This is a genomic window from Blastomonas sp. SL216 (assembly GCA_026625625.1).
Lineage (GTDB): Bacteria > Pseudomonadota > Alphaproteobacteria > Sphingomonadales > Sphingomonadaceae > Blastomonas.
The window spans coordinates 1724613-1751319 of sequence record CP113055.1 but is presented as its reverse complement, the minus strand read 5'-3'; the positions used below and the strand labels follow the sequence as shown (position 1 = coordinate 1751319).

Below are 26707 nucleotides of genomic sequence, written 5' to 3'. Positions count from 1 at the left end.
GATCATTGCATCGGATGCTTGTTTTGAGCGGGAAGCTGCTCGTTGGCGAGTGGCACCAAATGGCTGCATGGTCGTTCGCCCAGTTCCGGGCCAACGTTCCCTGGAAGCTGGCTGTGACATTGCCGGGGAGCTGTCGCTGGCGACCGGGGGCAAGACCGCAACTAGTGCCTGTTTCGTGCAAGGGACCATGCTCCGGTCTGGGCATTTTTCCTCAAGGATGCTGGGCCGCGATGCTTCGCATCGGACCCGTAAATTGGATACACACCTCACGCACGGGTGCATGCAGCATTTCCGCCATTTTTCGAGGCAGCGCGCAGGCAGCGCCCGGTCCCGACGGAAGCAGATTGACGGATTTCAGCCTTTATCCGAGGCAGCGCTCAGGCAGCGCGCTCATAACGCCCGATGACCCTGGCTCGTCACAATATTCGGCTAACCGCAGCTCTCGACAAAGCGTTGCGAAAGCTCGCCGCGGAGCAGGGCGTAACGCCATATGCAATGCTCCAGCGCAGCGTCAGAGCTGGAATCGCGGCGCAGGCAAAAGCCCCCGACCCAGCAGTGGTGCTCCAGGAAATCCTGATCGAGCTGGCTACGCTGGGCAGCCGTCTCGCCGAAACCGAAAGGACGCAGGACCGCATCCTGTTCACCGCATGCGCCGCCTATTGCTATGCGCGCAGTGCTGCCAAGCGCGATGGCAAGACCGATGAGACAATCACTGCTGAAATCCATCGTGCCTATGACCGCCAGAAGGCTCTGGCCCAGGGCCGTTCATGACCGAGCCGCAGGACCGCCGACTGCATGCCGAGAGCCTGCGTCGCCAAGATCGCCTGAGCCGGTCCCGGCGGCTGAAGCGCCACGCCTTCGTCATGCTTTGCTCGGTTGCGCTCGGCGGGCTCGCATCACCCTGGCTGATGCTCGATGCGCGCCAGATCCAGGCATGCGGGACCTATGTCCACGCAAGGCTGCTTAGCTGGCTTTCTGCTGGCCGCGGCGGCGATCCGGACATGACCCTTCGTTATCCGGATGGCGACGAGATGGTGTCCGCCCAGGCCGTGGCCAGGCATGCTTACTTTCGTGATGCTGCGGGGGCCGCCAGCACGCTTGCACATCGCGGGGCGATCCTGGGGTTCGCAGGCTGGGCACTCGGTGTCGCTGTGCTCCGCCGCGCAGCTGAACGACGCCGTGCAGCAGCGCTTCGTGACCGTGTCGTGAGCGGGACCATCGTCACCAGCGAGACTGCTCTCGCAAAAATGGTTGCGGTCGGTCCGAAAGGCCATTCGCTCACGATCGGCGCGGTCCCCTTGCCTGTAAGGCTCGAGACCCGCCATATGGCTATGATCGGAACGACCGGGAGCGGAAAGACCACGGTGCTGCGCCAGATGCTCGACGGCATAGAAGCGCGCGGCGAGGCGGCGCTGGTCTATGATACCAGCGGCGAGTTCATCGCCCATTATTACGATCCGGCGCGCGGCGACATCATCCTCAATCCGTTCGATGCGCGCTGCGCCTATTGGTCGCCCTTTGCCGAAATTGCCCATCCGGCGGATGCCGACCGGATCGCCCAGCAGCTGATCAGCGAAACAGGACAGCATGACCGCGATGTCTGGCTCGAGACCAGCCGGATCCTGGTGGCCAACATGCTGCGCGCACTCTGGCGCGAGGGCAGGGGAACATTGCCCGGGCTCCTGCATGCGTTGCAGGTGCAGACCGCCGCAGAGCTGAAGGCCTGGCTCGGCGACAGCTCGTCGGCACGAACCTTTGCCGACGATGCTGACCGCGCCACCGGCAGCGTGCTGTTCATGCTCGCCAAGGCGGCAAACCTCATCCAGTTCCTGCGCATGCCCCTCGGTGACGAAAAGCCATTCTCGTTCCGAGATTTCATCATAGGCCTCGATGAAAGATCGGGACCTCGCCCCTGGATTTTCGTGCCGCGCAAGGAAGACTATTTCGAAGCTTCAAAGCCGCTGCTGGCCTGCTGGCTGGAATGCGCCGCCAGCGCGATGCTGGGTCTGTCACCTTCGGCCTCGCGCCGCGTTTGGTTCCTGCTCGATGAGCTCGCAGACCTCCCTGCCGTCGACAATCTTGCCAGGCTGCTACCCGAAGGACGAAAGTTCGGGGCCGCGGTCCTCCTGACCTTCCAGGGCATCGGCCAGATGCGCAGCCGTTATGGCAGGGACATTTCCGAAGCCATGCTTGGCTGCTGCAATACCAAGCTCTTCCTCCAGCTGACCGATGCAGAATCGCGGCGCTGGGCCAGCGATACGATCGGCAACTGCGAAGTCGAGATCCACACCATGACGGGAGCGCTCAGCGAAAAGGCCGAACCGCCCAGGATCACACTGGGCAAGCAGCGCAGCATCAGACCCGCCATCCATGAGAGCGAACTGCGCCTCCCGCGCCACCAGGGCTATCTGCTGTTTCCCGACGGTCTTCCCGTTGCCCTCATATCGCTCGGAGCCGATCATATTGTCAGGCGGGGCAAAGCCCGACAGCCGCCGTTCGTACCGGCAGACCCCGGCACCACCTTGTGGCATCATTCGGGAAAGGCCCAAGCGTCCGCCGAACCTCAGCCCTCACAGGAACAGGTCCAGGTTACTGATGTCGCAGATGAAGTGCATGAGCCGCCGCCTGCTTCCTCGCATGCCTCTGCCGACGATGGGCCCGTCTGATGGTTGCATCGGTATCCGCACTGACCAGTCCGGCCCAGGCAAGCAGCTATTACGAAGCCGATGACTATTACGCAGACGGGGGCAAGTCTCCGTCAGCCTGGAACGGCAAGGGTTCCGAGAAGATTGCACTTTCGGGCGATGTCGACCGGGATGTGTTCCGCCGGATGCTCGAAGGTCAAATCGATGGTCAGCAGCTCGGGACATACAGGCAGGGCGAGCTCGAGCACCGGCCGGGATGGGATGTGACCCTGAGTGCGCCGAAGTCGGTATCGATCATGGCCGAAGTTGCAGGCGACCGTCGGCTGGTCGGGGCCCATGACGCTGCGGTCAGGGCTGCTCTCGCCCATGTCGAGGGCCATATGGCGGCAACACGTGTCCGCGCCGATGGGGCTGTCACCCGCAAGGCTACAGCCAATCTCATCATCGCAAGCTTCCAGCATGGCACCAGCCGCGCCCAGGATCCCCAGCTTCACACGCATAATGTGATCATGAACGCCACGCAGACCGAGGACGGTGCCTGGCGGAGCTTCGAGCCTCGTGCGATCTATCAGCTCCAGAAGCAGATCGGTGCGATCTATAGACAGGAGCTGGCGCTCCAAGTGCGCGAGCTCGGCTATGAGATCGATATCGGCAAGGAGTCGATGTTCGAGATCAGGGGTGTTTCTGCCGATGTGATGACCGCCTTCAGCAAGCGAAGTGCCGAGATCGAGGCTGCGCTGGCGAATCGCGGATCGAGCCGCTCGGATGCCAGCGCCGCTGAAAAGCAGGTGGCCGCCCTCGATACCCGGCAAGCCAAGAAGGTGGTCGACCAGGCCTCGCTCGTGGCTGATTGGCGCGAGACGGCCGACCGGGCCGGCTTCGATGCTGCTCAGCGCCATGCCATGGTCAGGGAAGCCCGCATGCGAGCCGGCTCTGCTATTCAGGGTGACGAGAAAGCAATAGCGGCATCGCGCGCCGTCGCTCATGCAGCCGACAGGCTTGGCGAACGCCAGTCGGTTTTTGCAGCAGCTGCCCTGCTCGAAGAAGCAGGGCGCGCAGGGATTGGCCGGATAGGCTATTCGGATATCTCAGCAGCTATCGCAGCAGCGGCTGGAAAAGGGGACATCGAGCCCAGGACCTTCGTCGACCGGCGCGGCGCGCAGTTTGCGGGATTTACGACACGCCGCAATATCGAAGCGGAAACCAGGTTTTTGCAGATCGAGGCCGATGGTCGCGGCGCGTTCGCTCCGATCGCCTCGCCACTTGCGGCAGCAAGGGCGGTAGCGATGGCTTCGCGTCGCGCTGCAGATGCCGGCCTGCCATGGAATGACGATCAGCTGACAGCCACACGCCAACTGCTGACGAGCCGTAACCGGGTCACGGCCGTGCAGGGCTATGCCGGTACCGCCAAGACAACGACGGTTCTTGCGACCTTTGCCCACGAGGCCCGGTCCAGGGGCGTCAAGGTGGCAGCGCTCGCGCCGACAGCCTCGGCTGCCATGGTACTCGGTCAGGCTCTCGGGACACGCGGCGATACCGTGGCGCGCCAGCTGCTGCAGCCCGACAGGGTCGCCGATAGCGGGTGCCAGCTCTGGATCGTGGACGAGGCCTCGCTGCTCTCGGCGCGCGATACGGCAAGGCTGTTCGAGAAAGCCGAAAAACACCATGCCCGGCTGGTGCTGGTGGGCGATGTCAAGCAGCTGGGTTCGGTCGAGGCAGGCGCTGCCTTTGCCCAGCTGCAGGCTGCCGGAATGGAGACGGCAAAGCTTGAAAAGATCGTCCGCCAGAGCAACCGCGCGGTGAAGGATGCGGTACTCGCCTCGATCAAGGGCGATGCGAGAAAGGCGCTGGCGGCGATCGACCGCGGTGGCGGCGATATCATCGAACATGCCGACCGAAACGCGCGTTTCGCCGCAATTGCTGCGCGCTATGCCGACCTTGATTCTCACCGGCGGGAACGCACCATCGTCATAGAGCCATCGCGCGAAGGCCGCGATGCGCTGACCGCTGAAATCCGTTTGGCGCTTGCCCGTTCGGGCAGCCTGAAAGGTCCGTCGCTGACCGCCTACGGTCTGGTCAACAAGGGACTCACCCGCGCCGAGGCACGCGATCCGCTGAGCTACGACACCGGCGATATAATCCGCTTCTCCCGCGACTATGCGGACAAGGGCGTGAAGCGAGGCGAGGCGCTTCGGATCGAAAGTATCGATCCGGGAAGAGGCGCAATCGCGCTGAAGGGTGAGGACGGCAAGGCCGTCGACTGGCGGCTGCGCCAATGGGGTACAGGCGAGGTTCAGGTGTTTGAAAGCCAGCGGTTGGAGCTGCGCGCCGGAGACACCATCCGGTTCACGCGCAACGATCGTGACGCGGGACGCGTCAACGGCGAACGCGCGCAGGTGCTGAAGGTGGATGCTGACGCCCAGACAGCCACGATCCGAAGCCCGAAGGGCCAGTTACGGACCCTCGATCTCGGTACCGCGCGCGACCGGCATATAGCCCATGGCTATGTCGATACTGCCTTTGCCGCGCAGGGGCGAACGGCAGATCATGTCATCGTCCATGCGGACAGCCGCGCGACCAACCTCGTCGATCAGAAGAGCTTCTATGTCGGAATATCGCGCGCCAGGCGATCCGCCACCATCGTGACCAATGATCGCGCAAGGCTTGTCGCCGCGATCCGTGAACGGGCAGGAGCCGTCCAGACAGCCATCAGGCCGGCTGCATCGCTCCAACCGGCCGGATTGCGACCTGAAGCAGCAGGACCAATCAAGTCCCTGGGTCCCCGAGGGGCCGGGCTTTGAACCCGATGCCAGGTTGGCCCCCACGGATGCACCCGGTCTTTTCATGCCGGGATCGACTGGGTGAAACCTTGCCTTGTCTTCGGCTGCCCTCCGCCCCGGGGACCAAATCGCCGGGTCCGTTCAGCGGGTCATGCCACAGAAATACTCGTTCAGACCTTCGAGGGTCTGTGCAGGCAGTGTGATGAACTTGCGCCTTCCGTCCATGGGGTCCGGGTTGCGCGCAACGATCCGGCTCTCGCAAAGCTTGGCGATGAGCCGGAGCGCGGTGCTCATCGGTACTCCCGACCCGATGCACAGCGCGCTGGTCGAAACCTGCCTGCCGCTCTCGGCATGCAGAAACAGGTCGATCAGCATGTCCCATGCCGGGTTTGCCAGCAGCGAGGGATGTCCGATCAGCTCGCGGCGACGGTTGCGGTGCCAGGCAGCAAGGCGGGCATTGGCTGCAGCGGTCGGGCAGACGCTGCCCTTGTCGTGGATGCAGCCTGGGGCGCTGTCCTTCAGGTCGAAGAACGCAGCCAGCGCGGTCGGTCTGGCAATTCCAGGGGATCGCAGCATCGCATGGCAGCCGCGCCGGACCACGATGAGATGGTCGGCAATCTCTATGCCGAGCATTCGTCCCAGGCGCACCAGCCATTGGGTAGCCTCCAGATCTTCAGGGCTTGGTCTGGGATCGCCGCTCGGATGGTTGTGCGCCAGAATGACAGCGCTCGCCCCGAGCGCAAGGGCGCGCCGGAAGATGAAGCCCGGCTCGAGCAACAGGCGCTGCGCCGAACCCTGAAGAAGCCGTTCATGTGCAATCAGTGCATGGCCCTGGTCCAGAAACAGGACCTCGAGCGCCTCATGGGCAAGAATGCCGAGCGTCGCCTGCAGATGCTCGCGAAGATCCTTGCTGCCGGGTGAAATTCTGCTGCCAGTCAGCGCATCCAGCCCGGAAATCCGAGCTTCGTTCGGTGTCTCTCCTGTCATTGCCTGATCCCTGCGCTTCGCGCGGACGCAATGCCTGGCCCTGACCTTTTCTGCGAAATCAGGCTGGCACCCGATGCCAGGATGGATCTGCTCCGGTCATAGCCTTGCGCCTGCAATGATACCATGTCGCGCCCATCAGAACCGGTGGCACCAGCCAGGATGGCGATACCTGCATCGCGAGATAGGCAGCAGGGTGCATGCCGAAGTCGAGCACTCTGCTGGTGTGCGCCAGCAGCGGCAGGATATGCAGGACTGCCATGGCCATGGGCCAGAAGCGGTGTGCCGCCAGCGCGAGCATGGTGGTGGAGACTGCGCCGAACAGATCGATGGCCAGATGTCCGGTATCGAGCGATGCGAATTTGGCCGGGATAGCAAGATGGAGCAGTCCGTCCAGAGCCACCATCAACGCTGCAATCACGGCCATGACGCGTTCGGGGCCGCCGCCGCGCCAAAGCGCATAGGCGAGTGCGACCGAGAGCAGGGCAAGGAACAGCATTATCCGCATGAATGCAGCTTTTCACCGTGCCCGCTCGCGGTCAATCGGGGTCAGGCAACGGCTTGCAGATGGGTGACCTCGCCTGCCAGTTTCGGGCACTCGTGCAGGTCATAGCCGGCAAGTTCGCGCCCGATGCTGCGAAGGTCGCCATGGACACGCAGCACATCGCCGCTCGCATTGATGAGCGCTGCCTGCGCCTTTGCGAGCCTCCGGATCGCTGCCTGGCCCCGGGCCGCGGGAATGTCCCCGACATCGCGCCGCGCCGTGACGATGCTCGTCATCAGGACGGATACGGCGATCAGGGCATCATCGATCGAGAGCTCCGCAAGCGGAACGTCGCGACCGAGCCGGGTGGCGGTGTCGTTTATCGATTTGGGCATGGCTTTTCCTTTCTTCGCAGATGCTTGCTCTGCGAATGCGAGAGTTTGTGACAAGGTGATGGATCAGCCGGAGACGAGGCGGGTCAGCGCTTCTGCAATGCCAAGGCCTGCAAGGATGAGGATGATCGCCACAAGAAGCATGACGGTCATGATCAGCATCCGTGTCTTCAGACCATGGTCATGCCTCCAGATCATCCGGAACGGGCTGCCTTCAGATGCCACGGCGCTGTCGCTCAGCACCACGGCATCGGCTGGCATGTCGTCCTGCGCCGTGACTGCCATCTTCGCGCTGCCGGGCGGAACCTGCACCGGATCATATAGTATTCGGTCATATGTCAGCTTGAGACGAGCGTAGATCAGGGCGGCCTCATCCCTGTTGGCTGCGCCCAGGACGGCCCGGGCTGCGGTCAGGCGCTGGTCCACCGTCGGCTTGGAAATGTTCAGGGCACGGGCGATCTGCTTTGAGGTCTGCCGCTCGAGCAACAGATCGAGACAGGCACGCTGCCTGTCTGTGAGACGAGCCCAGCGGGCCTCGTCCGATAAGGGTTGCGACACCGAATCACCCATGGTCACAATCTTGTCACAAACTGCCTGCTGGCCAAATTATTTGCGGATTATTTGTGTGTCCGGCGCGGCATGCAGACGAGTGGGGCTACGCCAACGCCTGTCTTTCTTCGCCACACTACGCTGTCCTCAAAAGCCTGTTGAACCGCGCGCTTTCATGCGTCTCTTAATCGGCCCGGCGCTCGGGACACTCATGTCCGGCGCGGCAACGGGCGACAATCATGAGTGCAGAACCGGTAAGGCAAGAAGCCCATCGCCGCAGTGCCAGCATGCTGCGCACGGCCTTTGGAAGTGCGATCGGCGAATGGCTTGATGATCCTCAGGTCATCGAGATCATGCTCAACCCGGACGGCCTGCTCTGGGTCGACCGGCTCGGGGTCGGTATCTGCGCAAGCTCGTGCCGGATGAACGCTGCCGATGGCGAGCGCATCATCAGGCTGGTTGCCCATCATGTCGGAGCCGAAGTGCATGGGCGTTCGCCGCGGGTCTCGGCAGAACTTCCCGGCGGCGCAGGAAGGTTCGAAGGCCTGCTGCCACCGATCGTGGCAGCGCCGTCCTTCGCCATCCGCAAACCGGCCACAGCGGTGTTTTCGCTCGCCGACTATGCTGCATCCGGGATCATGTCGGCCGCCGAGGCCGCCATGCTCGCCCGCGCGGTTGCCGACCGGCGCAACATCCTGATTGCAGGCGGGACGGGCACGGGCAAGACCACGCTTGCAAATGCCCTGCTGGCCGAAATGGCTGGTACGGGCGACCGGATCGTCCTTATCGAAGATACCCGCGAGCTGCAGTGCACCGCTCCCAATTGCGTCGCGATGCGTACCTGCGACGGGATCGTCTCGCTCGCAGACCTGGTGCGCTCCTCGCTGCGCCTCAGGCCCGATCGGATACCGATAGGCGAGGTGCGCGGGAGCGAGGCGCTCGATCTGCTCAAAGCCTGGGGCACGGGCCATCCCGGCGGCATCGGAACCATCCATGCGAGCAGCGCGAGCGGCGCGCTCCTCCGGATGGAGCAGCTCATCCAGGAAGCCGTCGTGACCGTACCCCGTGCTCTTCTCGCGCAGACCATCGACCTAGTGGTCGTACTAGTGCGCGAAGGGGCGGGGCGCCGTCTTTCCGAGATCGCCACGGTCGAAGGTCTCGATCCTGTCACCGGCGAATATCGCCTGCTCAACCATCCCGCTCTGCAGACTGGAGAAAAACCATGATCAGCCAGCCCGGCTTCAAGCCTTCCCGCCGCCCGCTCTTGAGGAAACTTGCCTGTGGAGCCGTGCTTGCAGCAGCACTGCTTCATGCCATGCCCGTCGAGGCTGGCGGTTCTTCGATGCCCTGGGAGGCACCGCTCCAGTCGATCCTCGAGAGCATCGAAGGTCCTGTCGCCAAGGTCATCGCCGTCATCGTCATCATCGTGACAGGCCTCAGCCTTGCGTTCGGCGACACCTCGGGAGGCTTTCGCCGGCTGGTTCAGATCGTCTTCGGCCTGTCGATAGCCTTTGCCGCTTCCAGTTTCTTCCTCAGCTTTTTCAGCTTTGGCGGCGGAGCGGTGATCTGATGGGCGACAGTTTCGCCTCAGCTCCGGACGAGGTTGCCGGCTTCTACGCTCCGGTCCACCGTGCACTGGCCGAGCCAATCCTGCTCGGCGGCGCGCCAAGAGCGCTCGCCATCGTCAACGGCACGCTCGCGGGGGCCATTGGTCTTGGCCTCAGGCTGTGGCTTGCAGGCCTTGCGATCTGGGCGATGGGGCACGCGCTGTCGGTCTGGGCCGCCCGCCGCGATCCGCAATTCGTCGATGTGGCCCGCCGCCACCTCAGATACCCGGTCTGGATGCAGCCATGATGTCGCTCCGCGAATATCGCAGCAAGTCAGACCGGCTGGCAGACTTTCTGCCCTGGGCAGCGCTGGCGGCACCTGGCGTCGTACTCAACAAGGATGGTTCGTTCCAGCGTACGGCACGCTTTCGCGGCCCCGATCTTGAGAGCGCCACGCCTGCCGAACTGGTCGCCGTGACCGCACGCCTGAACAATGCGCTTCGCAGGCTCGGTTCGGGCTGGGCCGTCTTTGTAGAAGCGCAGCGAAGCCCGGCACAGGCCTATCCCGAGAGCGCCTTTCCCGACCCGGTTTCGGCTCTGGTCGACATGGAACGGCGCGAACAGTTCCGGGAGGAGGGGACTCATTTCGAGAGCAGCTATTATCTCACCCTTCTGTGGTTGCCGCCGCCCGAGGAAGGCGCGCGCGCCGAAAGCTGGCTCTATGAAGGAAAGGCCGCCACGGGTGTCGATCCTGCCGAGCTTGTGAGGTCCTTTGTCGACCGGACCGACCGTCTCCTCCACCTCGTCGAGGGTTTCATGCCGGAAACCGGCTGGCTCGATGATGCCGCGACGCTGACCTATCTGCACAGCACCATATCGACCAGGCGTCAGCGGGTCGGCGTGCCCGAGACACCGGTCTATCTCGATGCTCTGCTCGCCGACGAACCGCTGACCGGCGGTCTCGAACCCAGGCTCGGGCCTGCGCATCTGCGAACGCTCACCGTGACCGGATTTCCGACGGTGACTTTTCCCGGCCTGCTCGACGAGCTCAATGCCCAGGCCTTTGCCTATCGCTGGTCGACACGCGCCATCATGCTCGACAAGACCGATGCGACAAAACTGCTGACCAGGATCCGCAGGCAGTGGTTTGCCAAGCGCAAGTCGGTTGCTGCCATACTCAAGGAAGTGATGACCAACGAGCAGTCGGTGCTCATCGATTCCGATGCTTCGAACAAGGCCGCCGATGCCGATATGGCTCTGCAGGAACTGGGCGCCGATCATGCTGGTATCGCCTATGTCACGGCAACGGTCACGGTCTGGGACCGCGATCCTGCGCTGGCCGCCGCAAAGATCAGACTGGTCGAAAAGGTCATCCAGAGCCGCGATTTCACCTGCACGATCGAGGGCATGAATGCGATCGAGGCATGGCTCGGATCGCTCCCGGGCCATGTCTATGCCAATGTCCGCCAGCCGCCTATCTCTACACTCAATCTCGCCCATCTGATCCCCCTGTCAGCAGTCTGGGCGGGAGCGGAACGGGACGAGCATTTCGGTGATGCCCCCTTGCTCTACGGCAAGACCGAAGGCTCGACCCCGTTCCGTCTTTCCCTCCATGTTGGCGATGTCGGGCATATGCTGGTCGTGGGCCCCACAGGAGCCGGCAAGTCGGTTCTGCTCGCGCTCATGGCGCTCCAGTTCCGGCGCTACCGCGATGCCCGGATTTTCGCCTTCGATTTTGGCGGATCGGTCCGTGCGGCAGCGCTTGCGATGGGCGGGGAGTGGCAGGATCTGGGCGGTGCGCTCGGCGCCGCCGAGGGTCAGGACGCTTTCTGCCTGCAGCCGCTTGCCCGTATCGATGACCCGAACGAGCGCGCCTGGGCCGCCGAATGGCTCGCGGCCATCCTCGCAGGCGAAGGCGCCCGGATCGATCCCGCCGCAAAGGAGCATCTCTGGTCGGCACTGAGTTCGCTCGCTTCGGCTCCTGTCGCTGAGCGGACGCTGACGGGGCTTGCCGTGCTGCTGCAGTCGCACGAGCTCAAACAGGCGCTGTCGCCCTATCTGGTCGGCGGACCCTGGGGCCGGCTGCTCGATGCAGAAAAGGAGGCCGATCTCGATGCCCGCGTCCGAATATTCGAAACCGAGGGCCTGATCGGAGCCTCCTGTGCCAGCGCTGTGCTGGCCTGTCTCTTCCACCGGATCGAGCGCAGCCTCGATGGATCGGCTGCCATGATCATCATCGACGAGGGATGGCTGGTGCTCGACAGCCCCTTGTTCGCAGGGCAGCTGCGCGAGTGGCTCAAGACGCTGCGCAAGAAGAATGCGAGCGTGGTCTTTGCGACCCAGAGCTTAGCCGATATCGAGGCCTCGGCCATAGCGCCTGCGATCATCGAAAGCTGTCCGACGCGCATATTCCTGCCCAACGAGCGGGCGATGGAACCGCAGATCGCCCGCATCTATCATCGGTTCGGTCTCAACGCCCGCCAGATCGAAATACTCAGCCGTGCCACGCCCAAGCGCGATTACTATTGCCAGTCGCGGCGCGGCAACCGCCTGTTCGAACTTGGCCTTGGCGAAATAGCCCTCGCGTTCACAGCGGCATCCTCGAAATCGGATCAGACTCGCATCGCCGAAATTGCCGCAGCCTCCGGCCGCCAGGGTTTTGCCGCAGAGTGGCTCAGGCACCGCAATCTCGGATGGGCCGCAGATCTGCTCTCGCCCTCATTCTCTCCAGCTCGTGAAAAGGAGCCCGAGCAATGAAAACATCTGTCACACTGCGTGCAAGACTGGCTGTCGGCATCCTCGTCATGGCGGCTTGCAGCGTCACCATTCCGGGCCCGGCTCGTGCCCAGTTCGGCGGGATCGTCTACGACCCTTCCAACTATGCCCAGAACGTGATGACCGCAGCGCGCTCGCTCGAACAGATCAACAACCAGATCCAGCAGCTGCAAAATCAGGCGACGAGCCTGATCAACGAGGCGCGCAATCTGGCCAGTCTTCCGCTCTCAACGATCCAGACGCTGCAGAGCCAGGTTGACCAGACGAGGCAGCTCCTGAGCGAGGCACAGCGCATTGCCTATGACGTGACCGATGTCCGCCAGACGTTCGCCGCGCGCTACAAGGGGGCTGCGCTTTCCGCAGCACAGGGGCAGATGGTCGCCAATGCCAATGCCCGCTGGGAAGACAGCGTCGGTGCCTTCGAGGATGCTATGAAGGTGCAGGCCGGGATAGTCGGCAATCTCGGTGCCACGCGCAGTTCCGTCACGGCTCTGATCGGGGCGAGCCAGTCAGCCGCAGGCGCACTCCAGGCTGCCCAGGCTGGCAATCAGCTGCTGGCCCTCCAGACGCAGCAGCTGGCCGATCTGACGGCCGCGATTGCGGCGCAGGGACGGGCCCAGTCAATCGAAGCGGCGCGAAGCGCGGCGACAGAGGCCGAGGGCCGCGAACGCTTCCGCCGTTTCCGGCGGCGCAACTGACATGGCGAGGACAGCAAGGCTTGCGGCCGCAGCTTCAATGGCTGGTCTGTTTGCAGCGGTCACGATGATGTCCGGCGTCCGGCAGAGCCCAAAACCCGTTGCGAGCAGCCCCGAAGCGGACGAAACGTCTGCGCCCACCACTGTCACGGCAGACCCCGGACGATGCCGGACACTGTCCAGCACCGATGAGACCTGCGCCGCGTTCTGGGAAGAAAGGCACCGTCGCTTCTTCCGGCAAGATAGGCACCAGCCATGAACGACACGGGCGTGATCGACCGGTTCCTCGAGGTTTTCTCGCGCTATATCGACAGCGGCTTCGGACTGCTCGGCGGTGAAGTCGGCTTCCTGTCATCGACGCTGATCGTGATCGATGTGACGATCGCGGCACTGTTCTGGGCCTGGGGGACCGATGAGGACGTGCTTCAGCGGCTTGTCAGGAAGACGCTCTATATCGGCGTCTTTGCCTTCATCATCGGCAATTTCTCAGGCCTTGCCGCCATCCTGCTCGAGAGCTTTGCAGGGCTCGGCCTCAAGGCAAGCGGCAGCGGCATGGCGATGGGCGATTTCATGCGTCCGGGTCTGGTCGCCTCCACCGGCCTCGATGCCGGCCAGCCGCTGCTCGATGCGACGGCAAATCTTGTCGGCCCGGTCGGCTTCTTCACCAATTTCGTCCAGATCATGATCCTGCTTGCCGCCTGGCTGATTGTCGTCATCGCCTTCTTCGTTCTGGCGATCCAGGTGTTCGTCACCATCATCGAATTCAAACTGGTGACGCTGGCGGGGTTCGTGCTTCTGCCATTCGCGTTTTTCGGACGTACCGCCTTCATGGCCGAGAAGGTCCTCGGCCATATCATCTCTTCGGGCATCAAGGTTCTGGTGCTCGCTGTCATTACCGGTATCGGAACAACGCTTTTTGCCGAGTTTACCGGTGCAGGCCTCGGAGCCGAGCCCGATATCGGGCAGGTCATGGCCATCGCGCTCGCTGCGCTGACACTGCTTGGCCTCGGGATATTCGGACCCGGCATTGCCAATGGCATCGTTGCAGGGGGTCCGCAGCTGGGGGCAGGAGCCGCCGCAGGAACTGCCATCGCAGCCGGCGCAACTTTTGGAGGCGCGGCCGCCGGAGCAACGCTCGCCGCCGGAACTGCCGGATCGGCCATGGCTGCTGCCGCCACCGGAGGCGCGCGGGCGGCCGGGAGCGCTGCGGGTGCCTATGCTTCGGGTGTAGCAGGCAAATCCGGCAGGCAGGCAGCCGCAGCAGGGCTGGGTAACATCGCCAGGTCTGCCGCTTCTGCCGCAGCATCTCCGCTTCGCCGTGCGGCAGCCACGCTCAGCGCGAATTATGCAGCCGGCAAGACCGGCGGTTCCGACGACCCTCGCACCGAATCTGCCGGTGATGCTGCCCCTGGCTGGGCCAGGGCCCTCCGGCGCAGGCAGGCCATCGGCCAGGCAGCGTCCTTGACCGCCCATACGCTCAAGGGCGGCGACAGCCAATCCGGCAGCCAGGGGCCCGACATCTCCGACAGAAGCTGACCAGCAGAAAAGGCCCAACGCATGTTTCGACGCCCATCCATTCGTTACGGGACCAGCCCCGAGCCCGTTACACCCTATCAACGCGCAGCACAGGTCTGGGACGATCGTATCGGGTCTGCTCGCGTCCAGGCCCGAAACTGGCGGCTTGCATTCTTCGGCTGCCTTGCGCTGTCTGGCGGTCTTGCCGGCGGCCTTGTGTGGCAATCGGCCCGCGGCACGATCACACCCTGGGTGGTCGAAGTCGACCGGCTCGGCCAGGCCCAGGCGATCGCTCCGGCCGATGCCGGGTTTCGCCCGACGGATCCGCAGATCGCTTTCCATCTCGCGCGGTTCATCGAGCAGGTCCGTTCCATCCCCGCCGATCCCGTTGTGCTCCGGCAGGACTGGCTCAGAGCCTATGATTTCACCACCGAACGCGGCGGCCGGATGCTGAGCGGTTATGCGCGCGGCAACGATCCTTTCGCTAGCGTCGGAAAGGTTCAGATTGCCGTCGACGTTTCGAGCGTCATCCGGGCATCGGACGACAGCTTTCGCGTCGCCTGGACCGAGCGGCGCTACCAGGATTCCGCGCTGGTCGAAACCTCACGATGGTCGGCGATCCTGACGACCGTGGTGCAGCCGCCCCGCAGCGCCGAGGCGCTTCGCAGGAACCCTCTCGGCCTGTTCGTCGATGCCATCAACTGGTCCAAGGAGCTTAGCCAATGAAACCCCGAATTTCAACGACCCGCTCTGCTGCGTTGCTGCTTGCAGCGACAGGCTTGGCCTTCTCGAATCCTGGTCTGGCTGCTGGCAAACATTCAAGGCCAGGCGAGCAGTCCGGGTCAGAGCAGAACGAGCCTGCTGATCCGCAATCGCGGATCGGACGTGCCAATGCGGCAGCGCGCGTGGAGCCTGAGCGAACAAGCTATTTCAATGCGATCCAGCAATATCCCTATGCAGAAGGCGCATTGTTCCAGATCTACACGTCGCCTGGGCATGTCACCAACATCATGCTTCAACCGGGCGAGGAGCTCGTGGGGCCGGGGCCCGTCGCCTCGGGCGACACGGTCCGCTGGATCATCGGCGACACGGTGAGCGGGGGCGGGCCAGCGCGCCGGGTCCATATCCTGATCAAGCCGACCCGGGCCGATATCCGCACCAATCTTGTCATCAACACGAACAGGCGGACCTATCATCTCGAGCTGAGCGCAACTTCCTCGACCTATATGGCAGCCGTTTCCTGGACATACCCGCAGGACGCGCTGATCGCGCTTCAGGCAGCGCAGATCGAGGCGGAGCGCAAGGCACCGGTGGCTTCAGAAATCGACCTTGCCACGCTCAGTTTCGATTATTCGATATCGGGCGACCGCCCGCCATGGCGACCGGTGCGCGTTTTCGACGATGGGCGGCAGGTCTTTGTCGAGTTTCCCCCCTCTATCGCCACAGGCGATCTGCCTCCGCTGTTCGTTCTGGGTGAAACCGACGCCGCCGAGCTCGTCAACTTCCGCGTCCAGGGGCGATACCTGATCGTCGATCGGTTGTTCGACAAGGCAGAGCTTCGCCTGGGCTCAGGTCGCAGTGCGAAGCACGTCACCATCGTGCGACAGCCGCAGCGCAGCAGGAGGAAATCATGACCGCGCGGTCAGAAGATCATGCGCCCGAACCTGGCGCGGATAAATCCGGCATCGAAGACGCACCGGTCGACGAGCAGCCCCCTGTGCCGACGGGATCGAACCGGTTTCGCTTTCGCGCTGAACTTCCGAAGGTTACGCGTCTCTCGCGTAAGGCCGTGGCAACGATTGGCCTCGTTGGCAGCATCGCCATTGGAGGCTCGCTGATCTACGCCCTTCGGCCCGAGGATCCTGTTCCGGCCAGAAATCTCTACGATCCTGGCGACGGCAACCGCACGGAGCAGCTTGCCGATGCTCCGGCAAGCTATGCCGATCTAGGCAAACGTGGATTGCCGCCGCCGGACGAGCTTCGACAAGCTGGTACGCCTGGCGCGGATACCGGAAGCGAGGTCCCTCTGCCGCCGGTCGAGCCGTCGCTTTCGAGAGCGTCGGCGACTGACCCCAGCGCTAATGCAGCCGAACAGGCACGAGCACGCGCGGCACAGGAGCGTGACAGCGCCAGGACAAGCCAGCTGTTCCTCGCCGGCAATACGGGCGTCAGAGATAATGTGGCAGTGCCCGCTGCTGCTGCTCGTGGGGCAACTGCGGGTAGCGAGGCTGATCCGGTTCAGTCGGCACGGCCAGGCCAAGCCGATCGGCGAAGGGGTTTTCTTGAGCAGCGCAAGGACCGCGAAGGTGGGCCTGTCGTTCGCGACTCTGCGCAAGGCATTCTTCAGGCTGGTAGCATCATCCCGGCTGCGCTGATTACCGGCATCCGCTCGGATCTGCCCGGTCAGATCACGGCGCAGGTGACGCAGAATGTCTATGACAGCCCGACCGGACGCATCCTGCTGATACCGCAGGGCTCGCGGCTGATCGGTGAATATGACAGCGATGTCGCGGCCGGGCAGAGCAGGGTTCTGCTGGCCTGGGATCGTCTCATACTGCCGGGTGGACAATCCGTTTCACTTCAGCGCCTTCCAGGCGCAGATGCTTCCGGCATGGCAGGTCTGGAAGACCAAACCGATTATCACTGGGGCAATATGCTCAAAGCCGCTCTGGTCTCGACGCTTCTGGGAGTGAGCAGCGAGCTCGTGACCGGCAATGACAGCGACCTTGCCCGGGCGCTGCGGTTCGGAAGCCAGGACACGATAAACCAGACCGGACGTCAGGTCGTCCAGCGACAGCTGAACGTGCCGCCGACTTTGACCGTGCGCCCCGGCTATTCGTTCCGGATCATCGTGACCCGCGATCTGATGCTGGAGCCGTTTGATCGAGGAGCAGTTCGATGACCCGCCTGAAACTGTCCGATCTCGCCAGCGAGAAGCCGGTTCGCGTAACCCTCGAGATTCCGGCCCAGCTGCATCGGGACCTTGGGGAATATGCAAGGGCGGTGAACGGCGGCAACCCAGAGGGCGCACCAACGATCGAACTTGTCATGACCGCCATGCTTGGCCGCTTCATTGCGACCGATCGCGAGTATGCACGATATCGCAGATCCGGCGGTTCTGGGTAGCGTGACTATCCTGAATGCCGCATCGGGATCGCGCGGCGATGGAGTAGCGGCACCATTGGCAACGTCAAGCGGGCTCGACTACCGCGCTGCTACTCCAGGAGCGATGACCATTTTTCGAGCAGGTCATCCGCTTTCGGCGTCAGGTTGAGCCAGACGCGCCTCGAGTCCTTCGGATCGGGATTGCGGGTGATCAGCTGATGCTCGATCATGAGATCGAGATAACGCAAGGACGTGGTTCCGGGCACGTTTGCCAGACCAGCGATAGCGCTCACCTGAAGCGGAACATTTGCTGCTCGATAAACATAGAGCAGCAGGAGCATATCCCAGGCGGGGTCACGAAAGAGTCTCGGATACAGCTTTTCGCGCTCCCTTCGCATCTTGAGATACCGGCTTACGGCGTAAGGCCAGTCCGGGATGGTATGTGGATGACGGGGCCAGGGTTCGTCTGATCCCGCGTCTTCGAGCTCGCAAGCCAATAGCGCCAGCTCGCTCGAAAGGCGTTCCAGCCGCGCGGAGGGAGAGGTATCACCGGCCCGAAAGATCACGGCACGCCTTGCGCTCCCACTTGCCCTTTCGATGTGGAGTTGTCCCATTTGTTATCCATGCAAATCCCGAGGGTTATGATCAGAAGGACAGGCACGGCCCAGATCGTCGATGCCGCATACAGTGCCTTTGTCAGAAAGCTCGGGGAGATGATGAAGGAAATATGGCTGCACACGATATTGAAATGCAGCCCGGCTACAATGATGGGCCAGCGTCGGTTGCTCAAATAAACCATTCCGATTTTATAGATGAACGAAATGGTCTCTATCGACGTGATGGTCAGCAGAAAAACCTGGTCGCTTACGATCAGCCTGGATGCCAGCTCAGCCGAACAGAAGCCGGCCCAGATGCCTGCGATGCTCAGCTTCGCAACGCGATCGCCTTTCTGCGCAACAAATATTGTCGTGCACAGAAGGGCAATCGCGTAGGCAAGGACAACGCCCATCCAACAAATCCGACCGGCCGTCAGCCGACCAGTCGGATGCCATTCTGGTGCCCTTCGATCAGCGGGCGCGGCGAGTAGCAGCCATCTGCGCGCTCGGCCTGATTGGTCCGCATGCGGATCCTGGTGGCTTCCAGGTGAGCGCCGACGAGATCCTCCCGGCTGATGACGAGGTCGCTCACGCAGGTGTTGAGCTTGCGGAACAGCTTCTGGCCCTTTTCGGGCTCGAGACCGGCAGTTCGGGCCGTGTCGATCATGTCTGCGTTCATCCGCAGCATGTGCGCGAGAAGCTCGTCGAGCTTTTCATAGGACGTCTGGACTTGCCCTGTCAGAGCCTGAAACTGCTCTTCGGACAGGTAGAGGGCGCTACGGCTGGCCCGCTCGGCGCGGCGCTGATTGGTCATGGTCGCTTTCTCCGTTTGGCTTTCGATTACGAAGGGACCGTATGAGCTAGGACATCAGGTGGTTAAGCCAGTACCCGATGGCGACCAGTGCCGAGAGCGTGCCCCCGGAGGCAAGAGCGACCCAGGATGTTGCCAGCAGTTTTTGCCTGAAGTTCAGCTCGTGCGGTTTTCCTCCAACGACGGCCAATGTCCGCTTGATTACGATGGCCAAGCCTCGGTCGCTTCTTTGTGATGAAGCTCTCGTAGTCAGCTCATCGATGCTTCGAGCAGAATTGGTCGGCAAGGTGTCGCCTTGCTCGGCGATCAAAGCAGTTTTTGTCTCGCCAGCAAGGTGTTCAGATCTTAATTGAAACTGCTTTAACTGGTTCTTATGCTCAGCAGTCGCCAGCAGTCGTGCGGCTTCCCGTCTGTCGGTAACGCCTAATATGGCGTTTGCCCGAAAGATGTATTGGTCGACTGTCCCGGCAGACAGATGAGTCTGCTGCGCAATCTGTTTTGAAGTGTATCCCTGATGCACCAGCCGAAGGCACAGCTTTTGATTCTCGTCGAGTTTCGAAAGCACATTCGACAATGAAGCAACTCCCCAGCCGGACACCCCCGATTTTGGGCTGAAAGAACTGCGAATCAGGTAACAGGAATCCATTCCGGAAGAAATCCCGACTGACTGGGTTTAATTTTGAATTGGCACTGGCGAATGGTGGGCCGGTGGCTTTCGCTGTTGCAAGAGTTTGCATCGATTTGCGATGCTATGAGCTATAAATACTTGATTAACTTTGAAATTCGTAAATGGGCAGATGCGTGTCATGGCAACGCGAGTTCGGCACACTGCCGGACCGCTTGGGCCAAGGCAGTTAGCAGCCAGTCTGCCGCTCCCAATAGGATCACGATCGAGCTATGCGGTGCCTGGTCTGTGGAACGTCCAGCAATGGGACAAACCCGTCTTTCCCATGGCACAGCCTGAACGTCAGCTCTTGCCAGAAGCTGACGTTCAGCGCTTGCTCGCGCGGCGCAGCTCCTCCTCATCACTTATCCGCCAGCAGCTTGGTCTGCCGAGACTTTAGATCCGTCTTTGGTCGCTAATGAAGCCGTGGTACGCGAATTTTGGTTAGACTTTATCTAGGGGCTTCGAACTTGTTCGACCATCGAACGAAACTGGCGGGCTGGCTTACGACGGCTGCAAATCGGCTCACTCGGAAACCCGAGGAAGCAGGCGCTGGATCCCGATACGTCGACCTTGCCCCAACGGACCAAGCCGACCCGGCGGGTGTCTATTCGACTGTCCTGACAAAGGCGACCGAGAATCCCCGCGTGATGAACATCGCCCTCACCGGACCCTATGGATCAGGTAAGAGCAGCATCATCAAATCCTTCCTGAAGGGGTATAAGCGACCGGTTCTGCAGATCTCCTTGGCGGCGTTCCTGCCTGAGGCTCTGCCCGAAACGGGTTCAACCAGCGGCAAGGTAGGGCGGCAGGAAATCGAGCGCAGCATCCTTCAGCAGATGCTCTACGGTGCCGATGCCAGACGGCTTCCGCTTTCGAGGTTCAAGCGGATACAGTCACCTGGCCGTTGGTCGATGCTGGCCTCTCTGTTCATAATCTTCGGCGTCATCTCCTGCTGGCATCTGTTCCAACAGCGAGACGCGATCATGGCGGGTACCTATTTTCGTCCGTTGGCCGTAGCGAACTGGTTAAATCTGCTCGCCTTCGCGATCGGCGGCGGATTCATTTGGACGGTCATCCATCATCTTTATATCGCGAGTTTCGGTATATCGCTGAAGAGCATATCCCTGAAGGATATCGAGATCACGCCCAAAGCGGCGACCGAGGAATCAATACTGAATCGTCACCTAGACGAGATCATTTATTTCTTTCAATCAACGCAATATGACCTTGTCGTGATCGAAGACTTGGACAGGTTCAACAATTCCGACATCTTCGTCACGCTGCGCGAGATCAACAGCCTCGTGAACGCAAACCTGCGCGGCAAGCGGCACATCCGGTTTCTTTACGCGCTTCGCGACGATATGTTTGTGAACACTGATCGGACTAAATTCTTCGAATTCATCATTCCCGTTATCCCCATCATCAACACCTCTAATTCGATCGACAAGGTACTGGAGCAGGGCAAGCGCCTTTCCCTCGATGATAGGCTCGATCATCAATTTCTGCGGGAGGTTTCTCGATATCTGAACGACCTCAGGCTCATACAGAACATCTTCAATGAATACGCCATCTACGTCGCCAATATCGAAACCGATAATGAAAACAATCTTGACGTGAACAAGCTACTGGCGGTCTTGATCTACAAGAATGTGTTCCCAAGCGACTTTGAGAGCCTCCATCGCGGGAAAGGCAATCTCGCTCAGGTTCTTCACAGTCACGATCAATACATCGCGGCGAGCGAATCTCGTTACACGCAGGAGATCTCCCGCCTCGAGAAGCTCGTAGACGACGGGGAAAGGCAACTGCCGAACTCTCTCGCAGAACTTCGTCGCATCTATGCGATGGCAATCGTGGAAATGATGCCCGACGGCTTCTGTCGCTTCAGCCCCGACCGCAGCAGCATGATTCCGCTAAACAACCTCGCAAACGACGAGCGGTTCGAAACAATCTTGGAGTCGCGCCACCTGCTAATTTCGACGAGTCACGGCCATCAGCAGCAACTTCAGCTGAACGATCTGCAGGCGAAGGTCGATCCCCACAGAACGTTTCAGCAGCGCAAAGAGGAGGTCGAGAAGAAGTCTGCTGCGTTCAGAGAATTGTCACTCAAGCAAATTCGCGAACTACGGGCCAAATTGAGCACATTGCGGATGGCCAAGTTCAACGAGGTCATCCGAGACAATGCGGACAAAACAGACGCCCTGTTCGATAAATTTGGGGAGGGTGCCGATCTGGCGCGCTTCCTCGTGCTGGAGGGTCACCTCGATGATACCTACTACCAGTACACATCGCTTTTCCATTCAGGACGCCTCTCCCCCAGCGACAATAAGTTTCTGATTCAAATACGCGGTTTCAGGACTCCGGATCCCGATTTTCAGATCGACAATCCGAAGGAGGTCATCGCCGCGATGCGCGCCGAGGATTTCAGCCGAGACTACGTTCTCAACGTGACGATCGTCGACTGCCTGCTTGCCGATCCCTCGGTGTATGAAACGCAGACGCGACGTCTGTTGGACTTCATCGCGTCCGATTTCGACGCCTGTGAGAAGTTCTTGTCGAGCTACTATGCCCGAGGAAAAGCCATTACAGTGCTAATCTCCATGTTGGCCACGACATGGCCTGGGTTCGCCGCAGCGGCGGTCACCAGCGCCGGTAGTCTTATGCATGTGGCACGCATCATTAGCCACCTCTCGGACGCGCGCCTGAAGGACTTCGCCTCCAGGCGCCCTGCCCTGACCGACTTCATCTCGAACAGATTGGCCGACATTCTGACACAAGGGGTCGATTTTCCGGCGGAACGCCTGCGATCACTCGATGTCGAAGCGACCGATCTAGCCGCTGTGGCCGCTCACCCTGCGGTTATGCGGGTCTTGTTCGACGAAGGTCTTTATCAACTTTCCATCGACAATCTGGAATTCATCCTGCGGGCCGTTCTCGGCATCGACGATTACGATCGGGCGCGCGAACAAAATTACACGGTGGCGCTTGAATCCGGGAGCGAACCGCTTCTGTCGAAGATCGATGTTTGTTTCGACGAGTATCTGCGCAACGTCCTGCTTCGTTTGCCTGACAATCGCAAAGAGAGCGTTTCGACCATCCAACGAGTTATTGGGCGGAGCGACGTGGAACTCGAATTGATGGTGGAGTTTCTTGAGAAGCAGGCCGCAGCGCTCCCGACCTTGGACCAAGTTCCGGGCACGCTTCACGCCACGCTGTTTCAAATCCACAAGATCGAGGCGACTTGGGAGAACTGCCTGAATTTTCTTGGCGGCGAAAATTACGATGCGGAGACGCTTGTACAGTTCTTGAACAGCGCCGAAGCCTTGCGTGCGCTCGCCGGCCAAAAGGTTTCGGGCGGCGACCAGGCGGCACCTTTGCGCAAGTTCATTATCGAGAACGACGCGTTGAGCGATGAAGCATATGCTGCCTATGTTGGAGCGCTTCCGAGAAGGTTCACGGCTTTCCCAAAGAACCTCAGCGCAGAGAAGACCAAGATACTGGTGGACCTCAACGCGATCCATTTCTCCGCGGGCAACCTGGCGCATCTCAGCGAGGATCCATCGTTAGGCGTTGCTTTTGTTGAGAAGAACATTGCGGAGTTCTTCGAAGCCGAGGAACAGTGCAATGTGGACGACAATTTCCGGCAGAGGCTGCTGGAGGCAAACATCAGCGATGAAAGCCGGCTCAGGACCATACGAAAGATGGACCTTAACCAGCTGGCCGACTCTCCGGCGCGTGCGGCAACCGTCGGCAGGATAGTCGCGCGAACCGGCATCAAGATAGAAGAGATGAGCGTCGAAACTGCGCGTGCGATCATCCTGAACTCCAAGCCTCTCGCAACGCAGATTTCGTTGTTCAATATGCTCCACGACATGTTCGACGATGAGCAGGTGAAGGACATGCTGCGCTCCCTGCCGAAGCCACTCTCTGATATCAGACCGGGTTTTGCGACGCCGAGGATCGAATCTAGCGAGGTGAACCTCAAGTTCGTGGCGTGGTTGAAGGATCGGGGCTTTATCTCCTCTTGGAGGAAAGGCGGCTTCTTCGACGACGACATTCGTATGAACATGTTCAGGAAGTGAGCTGCGTTCGTCTCATTCGCTAAGGTTGTTCTTTCCCGCACTTTGGCGAGATGGCTGAAAGGCATCTGTGGACGCCCCTTTGGATGCAAGCATTAAATTGGGGTATTTTGGCACGTAGTCGGATGCTGTCATCTGTCCGGCCTCGATGAGCAGCGCCATAGCTGCGGGCCAGTATGGGAGTTCGCGGACCGGATCCATTACAGGTTTACGCGCTTGGCTAGCGCCCTGCCATTCCCTGGTTCTTCCAGCCCCGTCTCGCCGACTGTTGTGCCATACCCTCCTTCGACCGCCTACGTCCCCGACGCCTCTGACTGCTGCCTTGGCTTACACCACGACCACTGCCGGAGCTTTGTAGTCTTCCTTCCTGGTGAGCAGCGCCCACACCATGCGCGCCATCTTATTGGCGAGCGCGACCGAGACGAGCATGCGCGGTTTGCGCGCCAGCATGCTTTCCAGCCATGAGCCACGCGGTGCACCGCGCCTGTTGGCCTGCAGCACCACCGAGCTTGCGCCGATGATGAGCAGCCGCCTGATCGTCCGCTCGCCCATCTTGGTTATACCGCCAAGCCGTTGCTTGCCTCCGGTTGAGTGCTGTCGGGGTGCAAGCCCGAGCCAGGCCGCAAAATCGCGGCCTTTGCGGAAGGTCTCGATCGGCGGGGCCAGCGCGATGATGGCGGTCGCCACGATAGGACCGATCCCTGGGATGGTCATCAGCCGCCGGGCTGCTTCGTCTTCCTTGGCGCGCCGCGCGATCTCGCGGTCGAGCACAGCAACCTGCTTGTCGAGCTCGGCTAGCATGTCGATCATGAGCTTGAACATCGACTGTGCCGCCGCTGGTAAAGTGGAGGTCATCTCACCTTCTTCCAGGAGTTCGGTCAGCAACGTCATGTGCGCGGTGCCGCGTGGCGCGACCCAGCCATATTCCGCCAAGTGGCCTCGGATCGCGTTGATCAACTGGGTGCGTTGACGTACCACAAGGTCGCGCGTTCGGAACACAAGACCTGCGGCCTGCTGTTCCTCGCTCTTCACCGTCACGTAGCGCATGCCCGGGCGCTGTGCCGCCTCGCAGATTGCCTCCGCATCGATCGCATCGTTCTTGTTTCGCTTCACGAACGGCTTCACGTAGGCGGGCGGAATGAGCCGCACATCGTGCCCCATCGCCTTCAGCTGCCGCGCCCAATGATGCGCGCCCCCGCACGCTTCAAGTGCAACAGTGCACCCCGGCTGACTTGCAAAGAAGTCGAGCAGTTTGTTCCTGGTAAGCTTGCGACTGAAAACCATCGCACCGCGTTCATCGGCACCGTGCGCATGAAAAACGTTCTTGGCGATATCCAGACCTATTGTGCTAACTTGCGACACGGACGCCTCCCTCAGTGGTGAATCAACACCTCCACTTTGGCACATAGATGCCGTCGGGGGGCGTCCACCCCATCAGGTTTCACGCTCGTGAAGAGCCAGCCTGTATGGCGACCGGATTGGCCGGTTATGGCAACAGCCGACGTTCGCATCAACGACGCAGAGTGTCTTGAGCTGGTCGGGAGCCGTCTCGGCTCAGATCGGAATCCGGATGAAGGCTTTGCTCCATTTGCGAAAAATTCCTGCCGTTCAGCAAGCGACCCCGTTGCGGACATTCGCACCAGATGCGATGAAATGTTAATGGCTCGCGAGGCAGAATACGAAGAAGGGGGTAGGCGCGGTGTCGCGATGCGACTATTGCGCCTTTTCACGCTATTCGTGCTAGTCCCTGTAATTCTCTTGATGAATACCTGCAGCCTTGTGTTTTCAGAGCAGCGTGATGCGGCAAGCTCTGGCATGCTCACAGCCAAGGTAATATTGGTCAATCCGGGAGCAATGTCGGACTACTCCGGCGGGGTTTGGGTTTTGCCCCGCTATGTTCCACCGATTTGGCCTTTGGATGCGATCCTGGGATGTCGTGCTTTAGACTTCGCCTCCGATCCCCAGATAGACGTCGAGTGGCAGGAAACAAACTTGGTGGTTGAGCACGATCCCTTTGTTGTTCCGGCGACGAGAAAGGAACGCTGCTACGGAGGAGCCATTATGCTCAAAGAGCGGATTCGGTGAAGTCAGCTTTCCACCCATGAGCAGTCATGCGCCGGGGCAGTGCGCGATCCCGAAATCTGCCGGGCGACTATGGCCTCCCAGTTTCCAGGACCGGAAATTCTTGTCCCGACCCCATTGCGGACGTTGCGCCAACCCGTCCATCTCGCCATCATCAAGAGCTTGCTCGGGGATTGGTAGTGCTGAAATGGATTGTAATGTTCGTCGGGGCAATCGCTACCTCCGCTTGTGATCAAACCAGTGACGCAGCCAAGGATGGACGGTCAGTTGGCGATCCGCCTTACATTGATCTGGCCCCGTATGCCGTCGTCGCAGAAGTTGATGCGCCGACCGTCAAAGACCTCGAAAATACCGGCTACTCGCAAGTCGACCACTATCCGGTCGGCTGTATCATTCCCGACCAACCCGAAGCTGCTTGCGACGCGACGGGGGCCGTTTTCATGGATAATGGTGCGTTGGACAATTTCGACATCGCGATAGAGGACGACGAATACGACCGATACGAATTCGTGTGCCCAGCGATTGATGGAAAAAATATCGCCGATTGGAAATGTCGCAATCAAAAATCGAGCAAGGCTGACCGCTAAATTCGCCATAAACAAGCGTGAACCAAGGGTGATGGCGAATGCCCGCTTTCCACCCAGTTGATGCCATGCGCCGGGCCGGTGCGCAGTCCCGAAAGCGGCACGGCGGCTTTCAGCGGGAGCAGACGTTCTCTGCTCTGAACAGGAACGACTGGATCTGGTCGATATCGGTCCGTTGGTTGCCGCTAGAGCCGCCATTCGCATTGAGGTGTCGCGCATGGCGGCGGCTATATGCACTATCGGCCCACAACGCATTAGACGGAATATCCTGAATACCGCTGAACCAAAACTAGAACCCGCGCGCGCCCATGACGTTCAGTTGCTGTATCATCCGACACCATTTGAATGCGCCTACCCAAAACCCGGCACCATCGGAAAGACAGGAACCTTCAGCGTCGGTTTCCGTAATCCTTCAGCCCA

The 26707-nt window shown here is 61.0% G+C and carries 26 protein-coding genes; 17 read left to right on the top strand and 9 right to left on the bottom strand.

Annotated elements, in window-relative coordinates; genetic code table 11:
* Positions 1 to 402: 402 nt before the first annotated feature.
* Genes OU999_08290 through OU999_08280 form a run of 3 tightly spaced genes read left to right on the top strand, consistent with a single transcriptional unit; the run spans position 403 to position 5446 of the window.
* Entirely contained in the window at positions 403 to 771 is a 369-nt protein-coding gene (locus tag OU999_08290; protein ID WAC25168.1) for a hypothetical protein, read from the top strand.
* Positions 768 to 2666: a type IV secretion system DNA-binding domain-containing protein gene (locus tag OU999_08285; GenBank protein ID WAC25167.1), complete on the top strand. Its 1899-nt coding sequence runs from the start codon at positions 768 to 770 to the stop codon at positions 2664 to 2666. The genes OU999_08290 and OU999_08285 overlap by 4 nt, the downstream gene beginning before the upstream one ends.
* Positions 2666 to 5446 carry a relaxase domain-containing protein gene (locus tag OU999_08280; GenBank protein WAC25166.1) on the top strand — a complete coding sequence of 927 codons (2781 nt, stop codon included), beginning with the start codon at positions 2666 to 2668 and terminating at the stop codon, positions 5444 to 5446. The genes OU999_08285 and OU999_08280 overlap by 1 nt, the downstream gene beginning before the upstream one ends.
* Before the next feature lie 120 nt (positions 5447 to 5566).
* Here the strand turns inward: OU999_08280 and OU999_08275 are convergent, their stop codons facing one another.
* Positions 5567 to 6001, bottom strand: coding sequence for a MarR family transcriptional regulator (locus OU999_08275; GenBank protein ID WAC25165.1), 435 nt, complete (start codon positions 5999 to 6001; stop codon positions 5567 to 5569).
* 3 nt (positions 6002 to 6004) lie between these two features.
* Here OU999_08275 and OU999_08270 point away from each other — a divergent pair, with 3 nt between their 5' ends.
* Complete coding sequence (locus OU999_08270) at positions 6005 to 6346, top strand: hypothetical protein (protein WAC25164.1); 342 nt, start codon at positions 6005 to 6007, stop codon at positions 6344 to 6346.
* A 124-nt stretch (positions 6347 to 6470) separates the two neighbouring features.
* Here OU999_08270 and OU999_08265 read toward each other — a convergent pair whose 3' ends face one another.
* The 3 genes from OU999_08265 to OU999_08255 all read right to left on the bottom strand — a co-directional run bounded on the left by OU999_08265 (position 6471) and on the right by OU999_08255 (position 7855).
* Positions 6471 to 6917, bottom strand: a complete 447-nt coding sequence (locus OU999_08265; GenBank protein ID WAC25163.1) for a hypothetical protein — start codon at positions 6915 to 6917, stop codon at positions 6471 to 6473.
* Positions 6918 to 6958: 41 nt separating this feature from the next.
* Positions 6959 to 7288 carry a hypothetical protein gene (locus OU999_08260; GenBank protein WAC25162.1) on the bottom strand — a complete coding sequence of 110 codons (330 nt, stop codon included), beginning with the start codon at positions 7286 to 7288 and terminating at the stop codon, positions 6959 to 6961.
* Between the two features lie 63 nt (positions 7289 to 7351).
* Positions 7352 to 7855, bottom strand: a complete 504-nt coding sequence (locus tag OU999_08255; GenBank protein WAC25161.1) for a helix-turn-helix transcriptional regulator — start codon at positions 7853 to 7855, stop codon at positions 7352 to 7354.
* 218 nt (positions 7856 to 8073) lie between these two features.
* Here OU999_08255 and trbB point away from each other — a divergent pair, with 218 nt between their 5' ends.
* The 10 genes from trbB to OU999_08205 all read left to right on the top strand — a co-directional run bounded on the left by trbB (position 8074) and on the right by OU999_08205 (position 17492).
* Positions 8074 to 9060: a P-type conjugative transfer ATPase TrbB gene (trbB, locus tag OU999_08250; GenBank protein WAC25160.1), complete on the top strand. Its 987-nt coding sequence runs from the start codon at positions 8074 to 8076 to the stop codon at positions 9058 to 9060.
* Positions 9057 to 9404 carry a TrbC/VirB2 family protein gene (locus OU999_08245; GenBank protein WAC25159.1) on the top strand — a complete coding sequence of 116 codons (348 nt, stop codon included), beginning with the start codon at positions 9057 to 9059 and terminating at the stop codon, positions 9402 to 9404. The genes trbB and OU999_08245 overlap by 4 nt, the downstream gene beginning before the upstream one ends.
* Positions 9404 to 9688 carry a VirB3 family type IV secretion system protein gene (locus OU999_08240; GenBank protein ID WAC25158.1) on the top strand — a complete coding sequence of 95 codons (285 nt, stop codon included), beginning with the start codon at positions 9404 to 9406 and terminating at the stop codon, positions 9686 to 9688. Before OU999_08245 ends, OU999_08240 begins: the two co-directional genes overlap by 1 nt.
* Complete coding sequence (trbE, locus tag OU999_08235; protein WAC25157.1) at positions 9685 to 12138, top strand: conjugal transfer protein TrbE; 2454 nt, start codon at positions 9685 to 9687, stop codon at positions 12136 to 12138. Before OU999_08240 ends, trbE begins: the two co-directional genes overlap by 4 nt.
* Positions 12135 to 12854: a P-type conjugative transfer protein TrbJ gene (trbJ, locus tag OU999_08230; GenBank protein ID WAC25156.1), complete on the top strand. Its 720-nt coding sequence runs from the start codon at positions 12135 to 12137 to the stop codon at positions 12852 to 12854. The genes trbE and trbJ overlap by 4 nt, the downstream gene beginning before the upstream one ends.
* Before the next feature lie 252 nt (positions 12855 to 13106).
* Positions 13107 to 14387, top strand: coding sequence for a P-type conjugative transfer protein TrbL (trbL, locus tag OU999_08225; protein WAC25155.1), 1281 nt, complete (start codon positions 13107 to 13109; stop codon positions 14385 to 14387).
* A gap of 21 nt (positions 14388 to 14408) precedes the next feature.
* Positions 14409 to 15092, top strand: coding sequence for a conjugal transfer protein TrbF (gene trbF / locus OU999_08220; protein ID WAC25154.1), 684 nt, complete (start codon positions 14409 to 14411; stop codon positions 15090 to 15092).
* A complete protein-coding gene (gene trbG / locus OU999_08215; protein ID WAC25153.1) occupies positions 15089 to 16000 on the top strand; it encodes a P-type conjugative transfer protein TrbG in 912 nt (303 codons plus the stop codon). The genes trbF and trbG overlap by 4 nt, the downstream gene beginning before the upstream one ends.
* Positions 15997 to 17268 carry a conjugal transfer protein TraI gene (locus OU999_08210; GenBank protein ID WAC25152.1) on the top strand — a complete coding sequence of 424 codons (1272 nt, stop codon included), beginning with the start codon at positions 15997 to 15999 and terminating at the stop codon, positions 17266 to 17268. Before trbG ends, OU999_08210 begins: the two co-directional genes overlap by 4 nt.
* Entirely contained in the window at positions 17265 to 17492 is a 228-nt protein-coding gene (locus OU999_08205; protein ID WAC25151.1) for a DUF2274 domain-containing protein, read from the top strand. The genes OU999_08210 and OU999_08205 overlap by 4 nt, the downstream gene beginning before the upstream one ends.
* A gap of 89 nt (positions 17493 to 17581) precedes the next feature.
* Here OU999_08205 and OU999_08200 read toward each other — a convergent pair whose 3' ends face one another.
* The 4 genes from OU999_08200 to OU999_08185 are packed head-to-tail and all read right to left on the bottom strand — an operon-like array spanning position 17582 to position 19443.
* Complete coding sequence (locus OU999_08200) at positions 17582 to 18037, bottom strand: hypothetical protein (protein ID WAC25150.1); 456 nt, start codon at positions 18035 to 18037, stop codon at positions 17582 to 17584.
* Positions 18034 to 18480, bottom strand: a complete 447-nt coding sequence (locus OU999_08195; protein WAC25149.1) for a hypothetical protein — start codon at positions 18478 to 18480, stop codon at positions 18034 to 18036. Before OU999_08195 ends, OU999_08200 begins: the two co-directional genes overlap by 4 nt.
* A 20-nt stretch (positions 18481 to 18500) precedes the next feature.
* A complete protein-coding gene (locus OU999_08190) occupies positions 18501 to 18881 on the bottom strand; it encodes a hypothetical protein (GenBank protein WAC25148.1) in 381 nt (126 codons plus the stop codon).
* A gap of 46 nt (positions 18882 to 18927) precedes the next feature.
* Positions 18928 to 19443: a helix-turn-helix transcriptional regulator gene (locus OU999_08185; protein WAC25385.1), complete on the bottom strand. Its 516-nt coding sequence runs from the start codon at positions 19441 to 19443 to the stop codon at positions 18928 to 18930.
* A 569-nt stretch (positions 19444 to 20012) separates the two neighbouring features.
* Here OU999_08185 and OU999_08180 point away from each other — a divergent pair.
* On the top strand, positions 20013 to 23624 hold the full coding sequence (locus OU999_08180; GenBank protein WAC25147.1) for a hypothetical protein: 3612 nt from the start codon (positions 20013 to 20015) through the stop codon (positions 23622 to 23624).
* A gap of 324 nt (positions 23625 to 23948) precedes the next feature.
* Here the strand turns inward: OU999_08180 and OU999_08175 are convergent, their stop codons facing one another.
* On the bottom strand, positions 23949 to 24983 hold the full coding sequence (locus tag OU999_08175; GenBank protein WAC25146.1) for an IS110 family transposase: 1035 nt from the start codon (positions 24981 to 24983) through the stop codon (positions 23949 to 23951).
* 126 nt (positions 24984 to 25109) lie between these two features.
* Between OU999_08175 and OU999_08170 the strand changes: the two genes are divergently transcribed.
* Positions 25110 to 25706 carry a hypothetical protein gene (locus OU999_08170; GenBank protein ID WAC25145.1) on the top strand — a complete coding sequence of 199 codons (597 nt, stop codon included), beginning with the start codon at positions 25110 to 25112 and terminating at the stop codon, positions 25704 to 25706.
* A gap of 176 nt (positions 25707 to 25882) precedes the next feature.
* The gene (locus OU999_08165) at positions 25883 to 26290 is read left to right on the top strand and encodes a hypothetical protein (GenBank protein ID WAC25144.1); all 408 of its coding nucleotides are present in this window, start codon (positions 25883 to 25885) and stop codon (positions 26288 to 26290) included.
* Positions 26291 to 26707: the final 417 nt, after the last annotated feature.